We start from the raw sequence: 12,932 nt of genomic DNA on the forward strand, positions 1-12,932 counted from the left end.
CGCCGTAAGCCCATAAGGGAGATGCATCATGAGCATTCCATCAATTCCCGCCGGCGCCACCGGCACGATCGTTCCGCAGGCAAGCGGGCGTAGCAGCGAAAGCAGTGCCGCTGCTGCGCCTTCCGGCCAGTCGGCACCGGTCGTCGTCGCATCCGGTTCGGGCGGCGGGCAGGCCACCAGCGCCGCAGAGCTGAACGAAGCACTGGAGCGTGTGCGCGAAGCACTCGCCCCGGTGGCACGCAACTTGCAATTCTCGGTCGATGACGACACGGGCAAGACCGTGGTCCGCATCATCGACAGCAGCACCAACGAAGTGATCAAGCAGTTCCCTTCGGAAGAGATGCTGGCGATCTCGCGATCGATCGATAAACTGCAAGGACTCCTGTTGCGGCAGGAGGCGTAAACAGGAGGCAGCATCATGGCCATCACCGTATCCGGTCTCGGCGGTTCGGGGCTCGACGTCGATGGGCTGGTCACCCAGCTCATGGCCGCCGAGCGCCAGCCGCTGACCCAACTGGCGACTCGCGAAGCCGGTGTGCAGGCGAAGATTTCCGCTTTTGGCAGCATGGCAAGCGCGGTCGCCAACCTGCAGACCGCTGCCAACGGCCTGAACAGTACGGCAAAGTTTGCCGCCACCAAGGCCACCGTCAGCGGCAGCAATGCCGGTTTCACGGCAAGTTCTACCACCAGCGCCGCAACAGGCAGCTACGCGATCAAGGTCAACACGCTGGCCGCATCGCAACGTGTGGCCCTGTCGGCCGACGCTTTCACGCAGGACGGCGAGAACATCGCCGCCGGCACGCTCACGTTCAACTTCGGCACCGCCGACAACCTGCTCGCCGACGAGCCGGTGTCGTCCGAAACCCTCGACTTCGCCGGCGGCTCGCTGCAGGATCTGCGCGATGCGATCAACGACGCCGACCTCGGCCTGAGCGCCAACATCATCAATGACGGCACCACCGACCGGCTGATCATCTCCAGCGCCGAAACCGGTGCAGCACAGGCCTTCAGCATCGACGGCATCGGCGTGGCCTTCGGCCCTGACGCACCGGGCGCCGAAGGAGACGCCGCGTACCAGCTCGAAGCTGCCAGCGACGCCTCGATCACGGTCGACGGCCTGAACCTGACGCGTGCCTCGAACACCATCAGCGACGTCATCGACGGTGTCACGCTGACGCTGACCGCGCAAAGCGATTCGACCAACACGCTCAAGGTCGCCGCTGACAACAGCACCGCGCGCGCAGCCATTGACGCCTTCGTGACGGCCTACAACGGCCTCGCCAAGGGTCTCACCGACAGTCTGAAGTACGACCCCGAATCGGGCGAAGCCGCCCTGCTCAATGGTGACTCGACCGCGCGTGCAGTGCAGAGCCAGTTGCGCAGCATCGTCGGCGGTGCCTTCGGCGGGCTGGGCGGTGCCGACCGGCTGGCCGACATCGGCATCACCTTCCAGCTCGACGGTACGCTGTCGGTGGACAACACCAAGCTCAATAAGGCCTTCGAGAACCCCGATCTGGATGTTGCCGGCTTCTTCACCGGCAACGGCGAGACGCCCGGCTTCGGCAAGCAGGTGGCGGATTCCCTCGGCCGCCTGATCGGCACCGACGGGCTGATCACCGGCCGCACCGATGGCCTGAAGGAATCGGTCAAGACCCTGCAACAGCGCTCCGAAGCCTTGAACCTGCGACTGGAAACCGTCGAAAAGCGCTACCGCGCCCAGTTCACCGCGCTCGACGTGATGCTTTCGAACATGCTGCAGACCAGCAACTACCTGCAACAGCAACTGGCCAACCTGCCAGGCGCCAGCAACTGAGGACTTCACGATGTTTGGAACCCAACGCAACCGTGCCGCCACCTACGCCTCAGTGCAGGTCGAGACCGGCGTCGGCGCGGCAGATCCGCACAAGCTCGTGACCATGCTCTTCGACGGCGCCATTCTCACGCTGTCGAAAGCACGCGCCGAGATGGCAGCCGGTCACATCGAGGCCAAGGGCAACTCGCTGTCCAAGGCCATCGAGATCATCAACGCCGGCCTCAAGGCCAGTCTCGACCAGAGCGCCGGCGGAGATCTGGCCGGGCGGCTGGCCGCGCTGTACGACTACATGTGCGAGCGTCTGTTGTACGCCAACCTGCACGACAACCCGGCAGCCATCGACGAAGTAAGTGGCCTGCTCACCGGGCTGCGCGAAGCCTGGCTCAGCATTTCGCCCAACAAGGCCGAAGTGGCCACCACTGTCTAAGGGAGGCGCAATGAGTACCACGCAGGATCTCTACGAAGCCCTCGGCCAGGTCTCGGCCACCATGGTCGAAGCCGCACGCGCCAACGATTGGGACCGCCTCGCCGAACTCGAACTCGAGATGACCGCAACGCGCGAAGCGCTCGCCCGCGAGCCTGAAGCTGCAGGACTCGACGATGGCGAGCTGCTGCGCCGCGCCGCCCTGATCACCACCATCCTCGAAAACAACCGAGAGGTTCGCCGTCACGTCGAGCCGTGGATGCAGAGCGCGCGCAAACTGTTCAAGAGCGGCGAGCGCGAGCGCTCGGTACGTGCCGCTTACGGCGTGTCGCCGCGCTGACGCGGCACGCACGCGGCCTGAGGCGGAGACGCCATCGTGATCCCCGGCGATCTCGCCTCAAGACTGCGCATGCTCGCCGAGGCGAGCTTCTTCGACAGCGAACCGCCCGTCCAGGGCACTGCGCGCGTCCGCGAAATCCAGGCGCGGCTGCCGCAGCTGTTGCCCGGGCAGCAATTCACCGCTCACATCACCCGCGCGCTGCCAGACAACACCTTCCAGGCCATCGTTGCGGGCCGTGAATACACGCTGTCGCTCAACCACGCGGCCAAGGCCGGTGACACGCTGGAACTCATCGTCACCCGCCAGGCCCCGAACGCCGTCTTCGCCCGCCTGGCGGGCGAAGTACCGACCGGCGCAGCCAGCGATGCCGCCCGCTCCAACCTCAGCCCGACCGGCCGCCTGATCAGCTTTCTGCTCACCGGCCAGCCCGCACCACAGCCCGCCACGCTGTCCGGTGGCAAACCGCTGCTCAACGCCCCTCCCGCCAATGGCGCGCAGCTCGTCCCCGTGTTGCGTCAAGCCGTGGCGCAAAGCGGTCTGTTCTACGAAAGCCATCAAATGCAGTGGCTGGCCGGCAAAGTCAGCACCGAGGCCTTGCAACGCGAGCCGCAAGGTCAGCATCCGCCGGCGTCCCGCCCGACGGCCGCCGGCGGCAGCGAGACAGCGGCCGCGCCGCGTGTAGCCCCGAGCCCGATGGCCTCCACCGGCTCCCCCCTTGCCACCGCTGAAACACGCGCAGAGCGCGCGGCCGAAGCCGCTCAGGTGCGCGTGCCGGTTGTCGCCGAGCGTCTGATGCCGGTTGTGCACCAACAGCTCGACGCCATGGCAACCCAGCAATACCTGTTGCTGGGCCAGGCCTGGCCGGGCCAGCGTTTCGAGTGGGAGATCGACGACCCACGCGGAGAAGGACGCAATCCGGACGACGAACCCGAAGAGGCCTGGAACTCGACCCTGCGCCTGAGCATGCCGCAGCTCGGAGAAGTGGAAGCGCGCCTGCACCTGACCCCGTCCGGGGTGGCCATCCGCCTGATTGCCGGAGACGAAGTCGTCGCCCGCATGCTCTCGGACGGACGCGAGCGCCTCGACAACGCGCTGGCTGCGGCCGATGTGCCGCTGACCGGCTTCGTCAGCGAAGCCCGAGAGGCCGAGACAGACCTGGTTTTGCCCGAAGGGGAAAAACAGCGACTATCCCCGGAGGAGGGCTAAGACATGGACAACCCCCGCGGCGAAGCCGTTGCGCTGACCTACTCCACAGGCGAATCCGCCCCGCGCGTGGTCGCCAAGGGGCGCGGGCTGATTGCCCAGGAGATCATCGAGCGCGCTCGCGAGGCTGGCGTGTACGTGCATGAATCGCCGGAGCTGGTCGGTTTGCTGATGCAGGTCGACCTCGATGAACGCATTCCGCCGCAGCTCTACGTCGCGGTAGCCGAACTGCTGGCCTGGCTGTACAGCTTCGAACGCGGCACAAACACGACACCGACACCGCTTCGTGCAAAAGCACCAGCCCCCGGCCCACAGTCCGGGCGGGCGGGCTGATAGAATCGCGCCCTGAACCGAACCAGCCCACAGCCACCTCGGATGCCCGAACAGAACGAAGCCAGCGCCCACGTCGGCCTGCTGAACGCTGAACACTACGCCGACTACATGATTCGCAACAGCAGCGAGGTCATGTTGATGCTGCGCCGCATGCGCGACAGCCGGGTGCTGCTCAACGTGTTCATCGACGGTGGCCCGCATCGCTTCGTCAGTGCAGTACTGGATGCCGGTCCGCGCGGCATCGTACTCGACGCCAGTGCCGACGAACGCCTGAACAAGCACGCCGCCGCGTCCGAATTGCTCACCTGCACGGCGCAACTCGACGGCGTGCGCGTTCAGTTCGATCTGCCCGGCGCCCAGGCCGTGCTGTTCGAGAAGCTGCCGGCACTGCATGCGCAATTGCCAGGCGGCTTCATCCGTCTGCAGCGGCGAGACACCTACCGACTCTCCGTGCCGCTGCACAGCCCGGTCGGCTGTGTCGTTCGCTACCACCCGAAACGGCCCGACGACGCCCCTGCCGACGCCCCCCCGCCCGAGCCGATCATCGCCAAGCCGCGGGTGGTCGACATCAGCATGGACGGCATTGCGCTGCTCCTCGGCGAGAACGAACTCCCCCTGTCGGTGGGCATGGATCTGACCGACTGCAAACTCACGCTGCCCGACTCGGAGAGCACGCAGGTGCACCTGCGGGTACGCAACCTGCACCACAGCACCAATCCGCAGGGCGGACAGAGCGTACGTGCGGGTTGCCAGATGATTGACGTACCGGCGCGCTTCACGCAGCTGATCCAGCGCTACATCTTCAAGGTCGAACGCGAACGCCGGCTGATGGAGGCCGACTAAGCCGCCCACGGGGAGCCCGAGGCAGGCAACAAAAAACCGCCCGAAGGCGGTTTTTTTGTTTGGGCCACCGATGCACTTACATCGGCATGTTCATGATGTCCTGGTAGGCCGACACCAGTCGGTTACGCACCTGGACCATCTGCTGGAAGGACAGGCTGGCCTTCTGCAGGTTGACCATCACGTCCTGCAGGTTGGCCTCAGGATTGCCGGCGCTGAATTCCTGCGCCATGGCACGTGCCTCCCGTTGGGCAGAACTCACATCCTGCAGCGTGGATTGCAGCACCTGCGCAAAATCAACGCCGCCCTCGCCGACGGCCGGCTGGACGGAATTCGACCCCGCCGTCTTGGCGGTGGAGCGCAATTCGCCGATGAGCTGTTCGATTCCGCGAGTATCCATGTGCCCGTACCTCTCAACGGGACGATTCCGAAAGACAGTCTAGCAGAGCAATCCGCGTGCCAAAAGACGAAATGGGCCGGAAAACATGCGCTAGATCACGCCTGAAGCATTTGTATGACTTACGGCGCTACGTGCCCGTTCCTTAAACATCGTGACCTTCATCACGGTATTGCTGGAGTTTGTAGCGCAAGGTCCGCTCCGAGATACCCAGCCTTTCGACCGTCAGCTTGCGTGAGCCATTGACCTCACGCAGCGTCGAGAGAATGTGTTCGCGCTCGAGATCCTTCATGTTGTCGGGGCGCGCGGCCGGCGTCGCGGCAAAGCTTGCCGGCATGGCGGCAGACAATGGCGGCGGCAGGCTGTCGGCTGCGCCGGCCGGCAGGCACAGCGACAACGTGGCGGCGTCGATGACCTCACCCGGCGCGAGGATCAAGGCGCGCTGCATGGTGTTCTCCAGCTCACGCACGTTGCCGGGCCAGGGGTGAGTCTGCAGCAGGGCTTCGGCCGCGGCATCCAGACGCCCCGAACGGCGGATGGTGGCGGCATGCCGCGCAAGGAAATGACGCGCCAGCGGCAGGATGTCGCCGGGGCGCTCACGCAGCGGCGGAATCTGCAGCGGAAACACGTTGAGGCGGTAGAACAGGTCTTCGCGGAAGCGGCCGGCGGCCACCTCGGCAGCCATGTCGCGGTTGCTGGTGGCGAGCACGCGGATGTCCAGCGCAATCGCCTTGCGGCCGCCGACGCGCTCGACCTCGCGCTCCTGCAGTACGCGCAGCAGTTTGGCCTGCAACGCCAGCGGCATCTCGGAAATTTCGTCGAGCAGCAGCGTGCCGCCCTGGGCCTGCTCGAACTTGCCGGCCTGCGCAACCTGCGCGCCGGTGAACGAGCCCTTCTCGTAGCCGAACAGCGTGGCTTCGAGCAGGTTCTCGGGAATCGCCGCACAGTTGATCGCGACGAAGGACTGGGCCGCGCGCGGCGAATGCGCGTGGATGTAATGCGCGAACACTTCCTTGCCGGTACCGGATTCACCGTTGAGCAAGACCGTGGCATCCGACGCGGCGACGCGTGCGGCCATCTGCAGCAGCTGATGGGTGCGCGCGTCGCCGGTGACCACATCATCCCCGGACGCCGGTTGCGCAGCGTGCCGACGGACGTGGCCGAGCAAGGCGTCGGGCTCGAAGGGCTTCATCAGGAAATCGCAGGCACCGCCACGCATGGCGGCTACGGCCTTTTCGACATCACCGTAGGCGGTCATCAGCAGTACCGGCATCTGCGGCAGGCGGGCGCGGATGGCGCCGAGCAGTTCCAGGCCGTCCATCGGCTGCATGCGCAGATCGCTGATGACGAGGTTGAAGGGCTCGCGTTCGATGGCCACCAGCGCAGCCGGGCCACCATCGACACCGACAACGTGATGACCGGCAAGCTCCAGTGTCATGCACACGGCGTCGCGTAGGGCGGCATCGTCTTCGACGACGAGCAGGCGGATGGCGGATTCACTCATGCGCGGGGATTTCCTGATTGGGTTCATTGGCGGCGGTGGCCGGCAGGATCAGCGTGAAGGTGGCGCCCTTGCCGGCCGCGGAATCGAGCGCGATCTCGCCACCGTGGGCGCGCGCCACACCGCGCGCGATGGCCAGTCCGAGACCGGTACCTTCGGCGCGCGTGGTGAAAAAGGGCTCAAAGATGCGTGCCTGTTCAGCCGGCGCAATGCCCGGGCCATTGTCCGCCACGCTGAACACGATGTGATCCTTGTGGGCGAAGACTTCGATCTGCACGCGGCCGTCTTCGCCGCAGGCCTGGATGGCATTTTCCATCAGATTGGTGAGCGCGCCTGCCAGCGCCTTGCGGTCGCCGACGATCTCACTGTCGCCGCAGGCGCATTCGGCACCGAAATCGACACGGCGGGCCCGGGCTACCGGTTCCAGCGTATGCACCAGCTCACGCACCAGTTCGCATACGGCAAAGCGCTGGCGCCCGAGCTGATCGCCACGCGCAAAGCGCAGCATGTCGCTGATCAGGCGTTCGAGATAGCGCAGCCGCTCGATGGCGCGCTCGCCAACGCGCTCGCGGTCGGCTGCAGGCAGTTCGGGTTTGCGCAGGCTGGATGTGTAGAGCATGGCGGCGGAGAGCGGCGTGCGCAGCTGATGCGCCAGCCCGGCCACCATCTCGCCCATGGCGGCGAGGCGCTCGTTGCGTTCGGCATGCAGACGCATGCGATGGGCTTCGGTGACGTCGTGCAGCAAGACAATGTGCTCGTCACCCGATTCCACCGCCGCTTCGGACAGCGCCAGGCGACGCGCTCGCGCACCGTCGCCCGCGGCCACCTCGCCCGGCGTGTCGGTTGCCTGGAAGCAGGCCGCAATGGCGCTCCAGGCCAGACCCTCGCAACCCCCGCCAAGCAAGTCATGCGCGGCGCGGTTGAGCTGCACGACACGACGTTCGCGGTCGAGCACCACCACGCCGGCGGGCAGCGCACCCATCAGCACGTTCATGCGTTCGGTCAGCTGCGCGACCTGGGCCTGCAGCGCGTTGTAGGCACCGGAGAGCTCTTCGGACGCGCGCGCGAACAGCGTAAACGCCTCCGCGAGCTGCGCGGCATCAAGGCGCTGCCCGGGATCGGGTTCCGGCACGGTGAGGTCAGAGGGCTCTTTCACGGCTGGCAGAGTACTTGCTGGGTGACCTATGGTAACCGGCAAACAGGCGGCAAAAAATGCCGCTTATCCATGCTTCGCACTTGCCATGCCGCGCCCACAATGCCGCCATCCGTCAAAGCGACGTGCGAAGGAATCCGAACATGGCCACAGCCGACACCGCTCCCCAGCCCTCTCCGCAGCAGGTGATGCAGCACCTGGGCAATCTGAGCCAGCGCCAGAAACTGGCCGGCGCTGCGATCATCGCCATACTGGTGGCCTTTCTGGTCGCCACCTGGTCATGGACGCGCACGCCGGAGTACGACGTGCTGTTCGCCAATCTCGAAGAGCGCGACGGCGGTGCCATCATTGCCGCCCTGCAGCAGCAGAACGTGCCCTACAAGGTCGGACCCGGCAGCGGCACGATCATGATCCCGTCCAGCCAGGTGCACGAAGTGCGTCTGCGCATGGCCGCGGAAGGTCTGCCCAAGGGCGGGCTGGTGGGCTTCGAGGTGATGGAGAACCAGCGCCTGGGCGTGTCGCAGTTTCTCGAACAGGTGAATTACCAGCGTGCGCTCGAAGGCGAGCTGTCGCGCACCGTGCAGTCGATTTCGGCCGTGGCGGCCGCGCGCGTCCATCTGGCCATCCCGAAGCAGAGCGGCTTCCTGCGCGATGAGATGAAGCCTTCGGCCTCCGTGATGGTGAGCCTGTATCCCGGCCGCGTGCTGGATCAGGCGCAGATCGCCGGCATCGTGCACCTGGTCTCGTCGAGCGTGCCGCAGATGTCCAGCGATGGCGTCAGCGTCGTCGACCAGACCGGCAACCTGCTCACCCGCGCACCCGGCTCCATGCGCGAAGCGGGCCTGGACGCCACGCAGATCGGTTACGTGCGCGAGCTCGAATCGGGCTACCAGCGCCGCCTCGAAGCCCTGCTGACGCCGCTCGTCGGCCCCGGCAACTTCCGCGCCCAGGTTGCCGCCGATGTCGACTTCAGCCGCATCGAGGAAACGGCCGAAACCTACCGTCCGAACCCGGCGCCGGATCAGGCCATCCGCAGCCAGCAGACCTCCGAGCAGTTCAGCGGCGTGCCTGGCCCGGGCGGCGTGCCCGGCGCACTCTCCAACCAGCCACCGGTCCCCGCTACGGCCCCCATCGTCACCGGCGAAGCGGGGGGTGTCGATGGCAACGCTGCAACCGGCGACAATCGACCGGTCAATCGCAATCGCTCGGCTACACTGAATTACGAGCTTGACCGCAACATCCAGCACATCCGCCACGCCTCGGGCCAGGTGCGCAAGCTGTCGGTCGCCGTGGTGGTGCGTCAGCGCAGCGAGACCATGCCCAACGGCCAGGAGCGCAACGTCGTGCTGACGCCCGAAGAGATCACGCGTCTGACAGCCCTGATCCAGGGCGCCATCGGTTTCGACGCCGAACGCGGCGACAACGTGCAGGTGTCGAGCGCACCGTTCGCAGAAAGCGGTGATCCGGCCATGGTGCCGCTGCCGCTCTGGAAGGATCCGGACATCACCGGCCCGGCCATGATCGCACTCAAGTACCTGCTGCTGGTCGCGGCGCTGGCCTTCGCGTATTTTGCAGTGGTCAAGCCGCTCACGCGCTGGATCATCACGTCGATGCCACCGCCTCCACCGCCGAGTGACGAGGATGAAGACGAGGACTTCATGGTCAAGCTCTCGAACAAGCAAACCCACAAGTCTTTCGACCACCGGCTCGCCAACGCGCGTGAAATGGCCAAGAGCGATCCCAAGGCAGTGGCCAACCTGATCCGCGGCTGGATGGCCAGCGGCGGCGCGGGCGAGGAGAAGAAGAAATGAGTTCGGTCGACCCGGGCATCGAGAAGAGTGCCCTGCTGCTGCTCACCCTCGGCCCCGACGAGGCCGCCGAGGTGCTGCGTCACCTCGGCCCGCGCGAGGTACAGAAGCTCGGCATGGCCATGGCGTCGCTGCCGGCGCAGTCGCGCCCCAAGGTCGAGGCCATCATCAACGAACTGGAAGACCATTTCGAGGCCGGCGCACCGCTCGAAGCCAACGAAGAACACATCCGCGACATGCTGACCAAGGCGCTGGGCGACGAACGCGCCGGCCACATCATCTCGCGCATCATGCAGGGCTCGGACACCGCCGGCATCGAAAGCCTCAAATGGATGGACCCGGCCACCGCCGCGGACCTGATCCGCAACGAACACCCGCAGATCATCGCCACCATCCTGGTGCACCTCGAATACGACCAGGCCGGCGAGATTCTCAAGCAGTTCACCGACCGTCTGCGCAACGACGTAGTGCTGCGCATCGCCACGCTCGACGGCGTGCAGCCGATCGCACTCAAGGAGCTCAACGACGCGCTCACGCAGTTGCTGGCCGGCGCATCGTCGTCGATCAAGAAGGCGGCGATGGGCGGCGTGCGCCACGCGGCAGAAATCCTCAACTTCGTCGGCGCGGCCTCCGAGACTGCGGTGCTCGACAACGTGCGTGAATACGATCCCGAGCTGGCCCAGAAGATCCTCGACGAGATGTTCGTCTTCGAGAACCTGCTCGACCTGGACAACCGCGGCATCCAGACCCTGCTGCGCGAAGTGCAGTCGGATTCGCTGGTCATCGCGCTGAAGGGTTCGTCCGAGGAGCTGCGCGAGAAGTTCTTCACCAACATGTCGCAACGCGCCGGCGAGATGATGCGCGAGGATCTCGAGGCACGCGGCCCGGTGCGGCTGTCCGAGGTCGAGGCCGAGCAGAAGGAAATCCTCAAGACCGTGCGTCGTCTTGTCGAGGAAGGCCAGCTGGCAATGAGTGGCCGAGGCAGCGACGATGCCTTCGTATAACGGGGCAAGCGCATGAGCGTGACACGTCATCAGGCAGTTGGCGCCTATCAGCGCTGGACACCGCCCTCCTTCGACAACGAGGAAGAGCCGCCCGCCGAAGAAGCCACGGCGGCACCGCCCGAAGCAGCCAAGGCGGCCGAAACGCCAGCGCCCCCGGAGCCCACGGAGCCCCCGGTCAAGCTGCCGACCGCGGAAGAAATCGAAACCATGTACGAGCAGGCCCGCAGCGACGGCCAAAAGGCCGGCTTCGACGAGGGCATGAAGAAAGCCCAGACGGAAGCCGCCCAGCTCACGCGGCTGGTACGCGCCATGGACGGGGCACTCGACCAGCTCGGCGGCGACGTCGCCGAGGAAATCGCCACGCTGGCCATCGCGCTGGCGCGCCAGATGGTCGGTGACACCTTGGAAGCCACACCCGAGACCGTGGTCGCGGTGGTTCGCGAAGCGCTGCAACAGGTGCCGCAGGGCAAGGTGCGCATCCATCTCAACCCCGAGGACGTGAAGCTGGTGCGCACGCACCTCGACGACCAGCTCGAAACCGGCCATCACCACCTCATCGAGGACGCCGCCGTGGCGCGCGGCGGCTGCCGTCTGGAAGCCACCGGTTGCGACATCGACGCCACCCTGCCGACGCGCTGGGAGCGCGTACTCGCAGGCATCGGCCGAGGCGAACAAAGCGCGGCAGAAGACGATGCGTGACCACACCGCCGTCTGGCGCAAGTTCCTGTCACAACACACCGACCGCGTCGGCGCCATCGACCCGATCCGCGTTTCGGGCCGCCTGACGCGCATCAACGGTCTGGTCATGGAAGCGGCCGGCATCAAGCTGCCGCTCGGCGCCAGTTGCGAGATCGAGGCACTCGGCGGCGGCACCGTTGAAGCCGAGGTAGTCGGCTTTCACGGTGACCGGCTGTACATGATGCCGACCGATGACGTGCAGGGTCTGGCCCCGGGCGCCCCGGTGCGGCCGGTCGAGGTCGGGCCACCGCCGGTTTCGCTGACCGGCAATTCACCGGTGCATCGCCGCAACGCAGATCGCGCCAAGCGGCTGCCGGTGGGCAACGGCTTGCTCGGCCGCGTCGTCGACGGCGCCGGCCGGCCGCTGGACGGCCTCGGCGCCATTGCTGCCGACACCACCCGTTCGCTGCAGGGTCGCTCATACAACCCGCTGTCGCGCGCGCCGATCCGCAACGTGCTGGATGTCGGCATCCGCGCCATCAACTCGCTGCTCACCGTCGGCCGCGGCCAGCGTATCGGCCTGTTCGCCGGCTCTGGCGTCGGCAAGTCGGTACTGATCGGCATGATGGCGCGCTACACGGTGGCCGACGTGATCGTGGTCGGCCTGATCGGCGAACGCGGCCGCGAGGTCAAGGAATTCATCGAGGAAAACCTCGGCAAGAAAGGGCTGGCGCGCTCGGTGGTGGTTGCTGCCCCGGCCGACACGAGCCCGCTGATGCGGCTGCAGGGTGCGGCCTACGCCACCTCGATTGCCGAACACTTCCGCGATCAGGGCAAGCAGGTTCTGCTGATCATGGATTCACTCACGCGCTACGCCATGGCCCAGCGCGAAATCGCGCTGGCAGTAGGCGAGCCTCCGGTCACGCGCGGCTACCCGCCAAGCGTGTTTGCACGCCTGCCGGCGCTGGTCGAGCGCGCCGGCAACGGCTCGGAGGGCGGCGGTTCGATCACGGCCTTCTACACCGTGCTAGCCGAAGGCGACGATCAGCAGGACCCGATTGCGGACTCCGCACGCGCGATTCTCGACGGTCACATCGTGCTGTCGCGCTCGCTGGCCGATCAGGGCCACTACCCGGCCATCGATATCGAGCAATCCATCTCGCGCGTGATGCATAACCTCGTGCCTGATTCGCACATGGCACGCGTACGCCGCTTCAAACAGCTGTTCGCGCGCTATCAGCGCTCGCACGACCTGATCGCGGTCGGCGCCTACCAGCCCGGCGCCGATCCGACGCTGGACCAGGCCGTGGCGATGTACCCCGGACTGGAAGCCTATCTGCAGCAACGTATCGACGAGCAGGACAGCTTCAAGAGCGCCGGCGACCGCCTCACCGCCCTGTTCCCGGAACTCGCCGGGGTGTAAGGACCGGCGATGGCA

At 66.2% G+C, this 12,932-nt stretch carries 14 protein-coding genes; 11 read left to right on the forward strand and 3 right to left on the reverse strand.

The features are described from left to right. Positions 1-28 precede the first annotated feature (28 nt). Genes AC6H0R_RS04310 through AC6H0R_RS04340 form a run of 7 tightly spaced genes read left to right on the forward strand, consistent with a single transcriptional unit; the run spans position 29 to position 4,956 of the window. Positions 29-403 carry a flagellar protein FlaG gene (locus tag AC6H0R_RS04310; protein ID WP_497580105.1) on the forward strand — a complete coding sequence of 125 codons (375 nt, stop codon included), beginning with the start codon at positions 29-31 and terminating at the stop codon, positions 401-403. Between the two features lie 15 nt (positions 404-418). After that, the gene (fliD, locus tag AC6H0R_RS04315; protein ID WP_497580106.1) at positions 419-1,813 is read left to right on the forward strand and encodes a flagellar filament capping protein FliD; all 1,395 of its coding nucleotides are present in this window, start codon (positions 419-421) and stop codon (positions 1,811-1,813) included. 10 nt (positions 1,814-1,823) lie between these two features. Next, entirely contained in the window at positions 1,824-2,240 is a 417-nt protein-coding gene (fliS, locus tag AC6H0R_RS04320) for a flagellar export chaperone FliS (protein ID WP_497580107.1), read from the forward strand. Positions 2,241-2,250: 10 nt separating this feature from the next. After that, on the forward strand, positions 2,251-2,577 hold the full coding sequence (locus AC6H0R_RS04325; protein ID WP_497580108.1) for a flagellar protein FliT: 327 nt from the start codon (positions 2,251-2,253) through the stop codon (positions 2,575-2,577). Between the two features lie 36 nt (positions 2,578-2,613). After that, a complete protein-coding gene (fliK, locus tag AC6H0R_RS04330) occupies positions 2,614-3,783 on the forward strand; it encodes a flagellar hook-length control protein FliK (protein ID WP_497580109.1) in 1,170 nt (389 codons plus the stop codon). Between the two features lie 3 nt (positions 3,784-3,786). Then, positions 3,787-4,113, forward strand: a complete 327-nt coding sequence (locus AC6H0R_RS04335; RefSeq protein WP_497580110.1) for an EscU/YscU/HrcU family type III secretion system export apparatus switch protein — start codon at positions 3,787-3,789, stop codon at positions 4,111-4,113. Positions 4,114-4,155: 42 nt separating this feature from the next. Then, entirely contained in the window at positions 4,156-4,956 is an 801-nt protein-coding gene (locus tag AC6H0R_RS04340; protein ID WP_497580111.1) for a flagellar brake protein, read from the forward strand. A gap of 76 nt (positions 4,957-5,032) precedes the next feature. Here the strand turns inward: AC6H0R_RS04340 and fliE are convergent, their stop codons facing one another. From fliE to AC6H0R_RS04355, 3 genes are all read right to left on the reverse strand, one after another. Beyond that, positions 5,033-5,353, reverse strand: coding sequence for a flagellar hook-basal body complex protein FliE (fliE, locus tag AC6H0R_RS04345; RefSeq protein ID WP_497580112.1), 321 nt, complete (start codon positions 5,351-5,353; stop codon positions 5,033-5,035). A 142-nt stretch (positions 5,354-5,495) separates the two neighbouring features. Next, the gene (locus AC6H0R_RS04350) at positions 5,496-6,854 is read right to left on the reverse strand and encodes a sigma-54-dependent transcriptional regulator (protein ID WP_497580113.1); all 1,359 of its coding nucleotides are present in this window, start codon (positions 6,852-6,854) and stop codon (positions 5,496-5,498) included. Continuing rightward, complete coding sequence (locus AC6H0R_RS04355) at positions 6,847-8,007, reverse strand: sensor histidine kinase (protein WP_497580114.1); 1,161 nt, start codon at positions 8,005-8,007, stop codon at positions 6,847-6,849. Before AC6H0R_RS04355 ends, AC6H0R_RS04350 begins: the two co-directional genes overlap by 8 nt. Positions 8,008-8,147: 140 nt before the next feature. Here AC6H0R_RS04355 and fliF point away from each other — a divergent pair, with 140 nt between their 5' ends. Genes fliF through fliI form a run of 4 tightly spaced genes read left to right on the forward strand, consistent with a single transcriptional unit; the run spans position 8,148 to position 12,917 of the window. Next, positions 8,148-9,815 (forward strand): flagellar basal-body MS-ring/collar protein FliF, encoded by a 1,668-nt coding sequence (gene fliF, locus AC6H0R_RS04360; RefSeq protein WP_497580115.1) that lies wholly within the window; start codon positions 8,148-8,150, stop codon positions 9,813-9,815. Next, positions 9,812-10,816 (forward strand): flagellar motor switch protein FliG, encoded by a 1,005-nt coding sequence (gene fliG / locus AC6H0R_RS04365; protein WP_497580116.1) that lies wholly within the window; start codon positions 9,812-9,814, stop codon positions 10,814-10,816. The genes fliF and fliG overlap by 4 nt, the downstream gene beginning before the upstream one ends. 12 nt (positions 10,817-10,828) lie before the next feature. Further along, complete coding sequence (locus AC6H0R_RS04370) at positions 10,829-11,515, forward strand: flagellar assembly protein FliH (RefSeq protein WP_497580117.1); 687 nt, start codon at positions 10,829-10,831, stop codon at positions 11,513-11,515. Then, positions 11,508-12,917 (forward strand): flagellar protein export ATPase FliI, encoded by a 1,410-nt coding sequence (gene fliI / locus AC6H0R_RS04375; protein ID WP_497580118.1) that lies wholly within the window; start codon positions 11,508-11,510, stop codon positions 12,915-12,917. The genes AC6H0R_RS04370 and fliI overlap by 8 nt, the downstream gene beginning before the upstream one ends. Positions 12,918-12,932 lie beyond the last annotated feature (15 nt).

It is taken from the genome of Pseudazoarcus sp. NS36, assembly GCF_059703705.1.

Excerpts from the sequence above, each read along its gene's own strand:
- AC6H0R_RS04335 (WP_497580110.1), top strand. The coding sequence starts at position 3,787 with ATGGACAACCCCCGCGGCGAAGCCGTTGCGCTGACCTACTCCACAGGC.
- fliD (WP_497580106.1), top strand. The coding sequence starts at position 419 with ATGGCCATCACCGTATCCGGTCTCGGCGGTTCGGGGCTCGACGTCGAT.
- fliI (WP_497580118.1), top strand. The coding sequence starts at position 11,508 with ATGCGTGACCACACCGCCGTCTGGCGCAAGTTCCTGTCACAACACACC.
- AC6H0R_RS04325 (WP_497580108.1), top strand. The coding sequence starts at position 2,251 with ATGAGTACCACGCAGGATCTCTACGAAGCCCTCGGCCAGGTCTCGGCC.
- fliG (WP_497580116.1), top strand. The coding sequence starts at position 9,812 with ATGAGTTCGGTCGACCCGGGCATCGAGAAGAGTGCCCTGCTGCTGCTC.
- fliF (WP_497580115.1), top strand. The coding sequence starts at position 8,148 with ATGGCCACAGCCGACACCGCTCCCCAGCCCTCTCCGCAGCAGGTGATG.
- AC6H0R_RS04310 (WP_497580105.1), top strand. The coding sequence starts at position 29 with ATGAGCATTCCATCAATTCCCGCCGGCGCCACCGGCACGATCGTTCCG.
- AC6H0R_RS04370 (WP_497580117.1), top strand. The coding sequence starts at position 10,829 with ATGAGCGTGACACGTCATCAGGCAGTTGGCGCCTATCAGCGCTGGACA.
- fliS (WP_497580107.1), top strand. The coding sequence starts at position 1,824 with ATGTTTGGAACCCAACGCAACCGTGCCGCCACCTACGCCTCAGTGCAG.
- AC6H0R_RS04350 (WP_497580113.1), bottom strand. The coding sequence starts at position 6,854 with ATGAGTGAATCCGCCATCCGCCTGCTCGTCGTCGAAGACGATGCCGCC.
- AC6H0R_RS04340 (WP_497580111.1), top strand. The coding sequence starts at position 4,156 with ATGCCCGAACAGAACGAAGCCAGCGCCCACGTCGGCCTGCTGAACGCT.
- fliE (WP_497580112.1), bottom strand. The coding sequence starts at position 5,353 with ATGGATACTCGCGGAATCGAACAGCTCATCGGCGAATTGCGCTCCACC.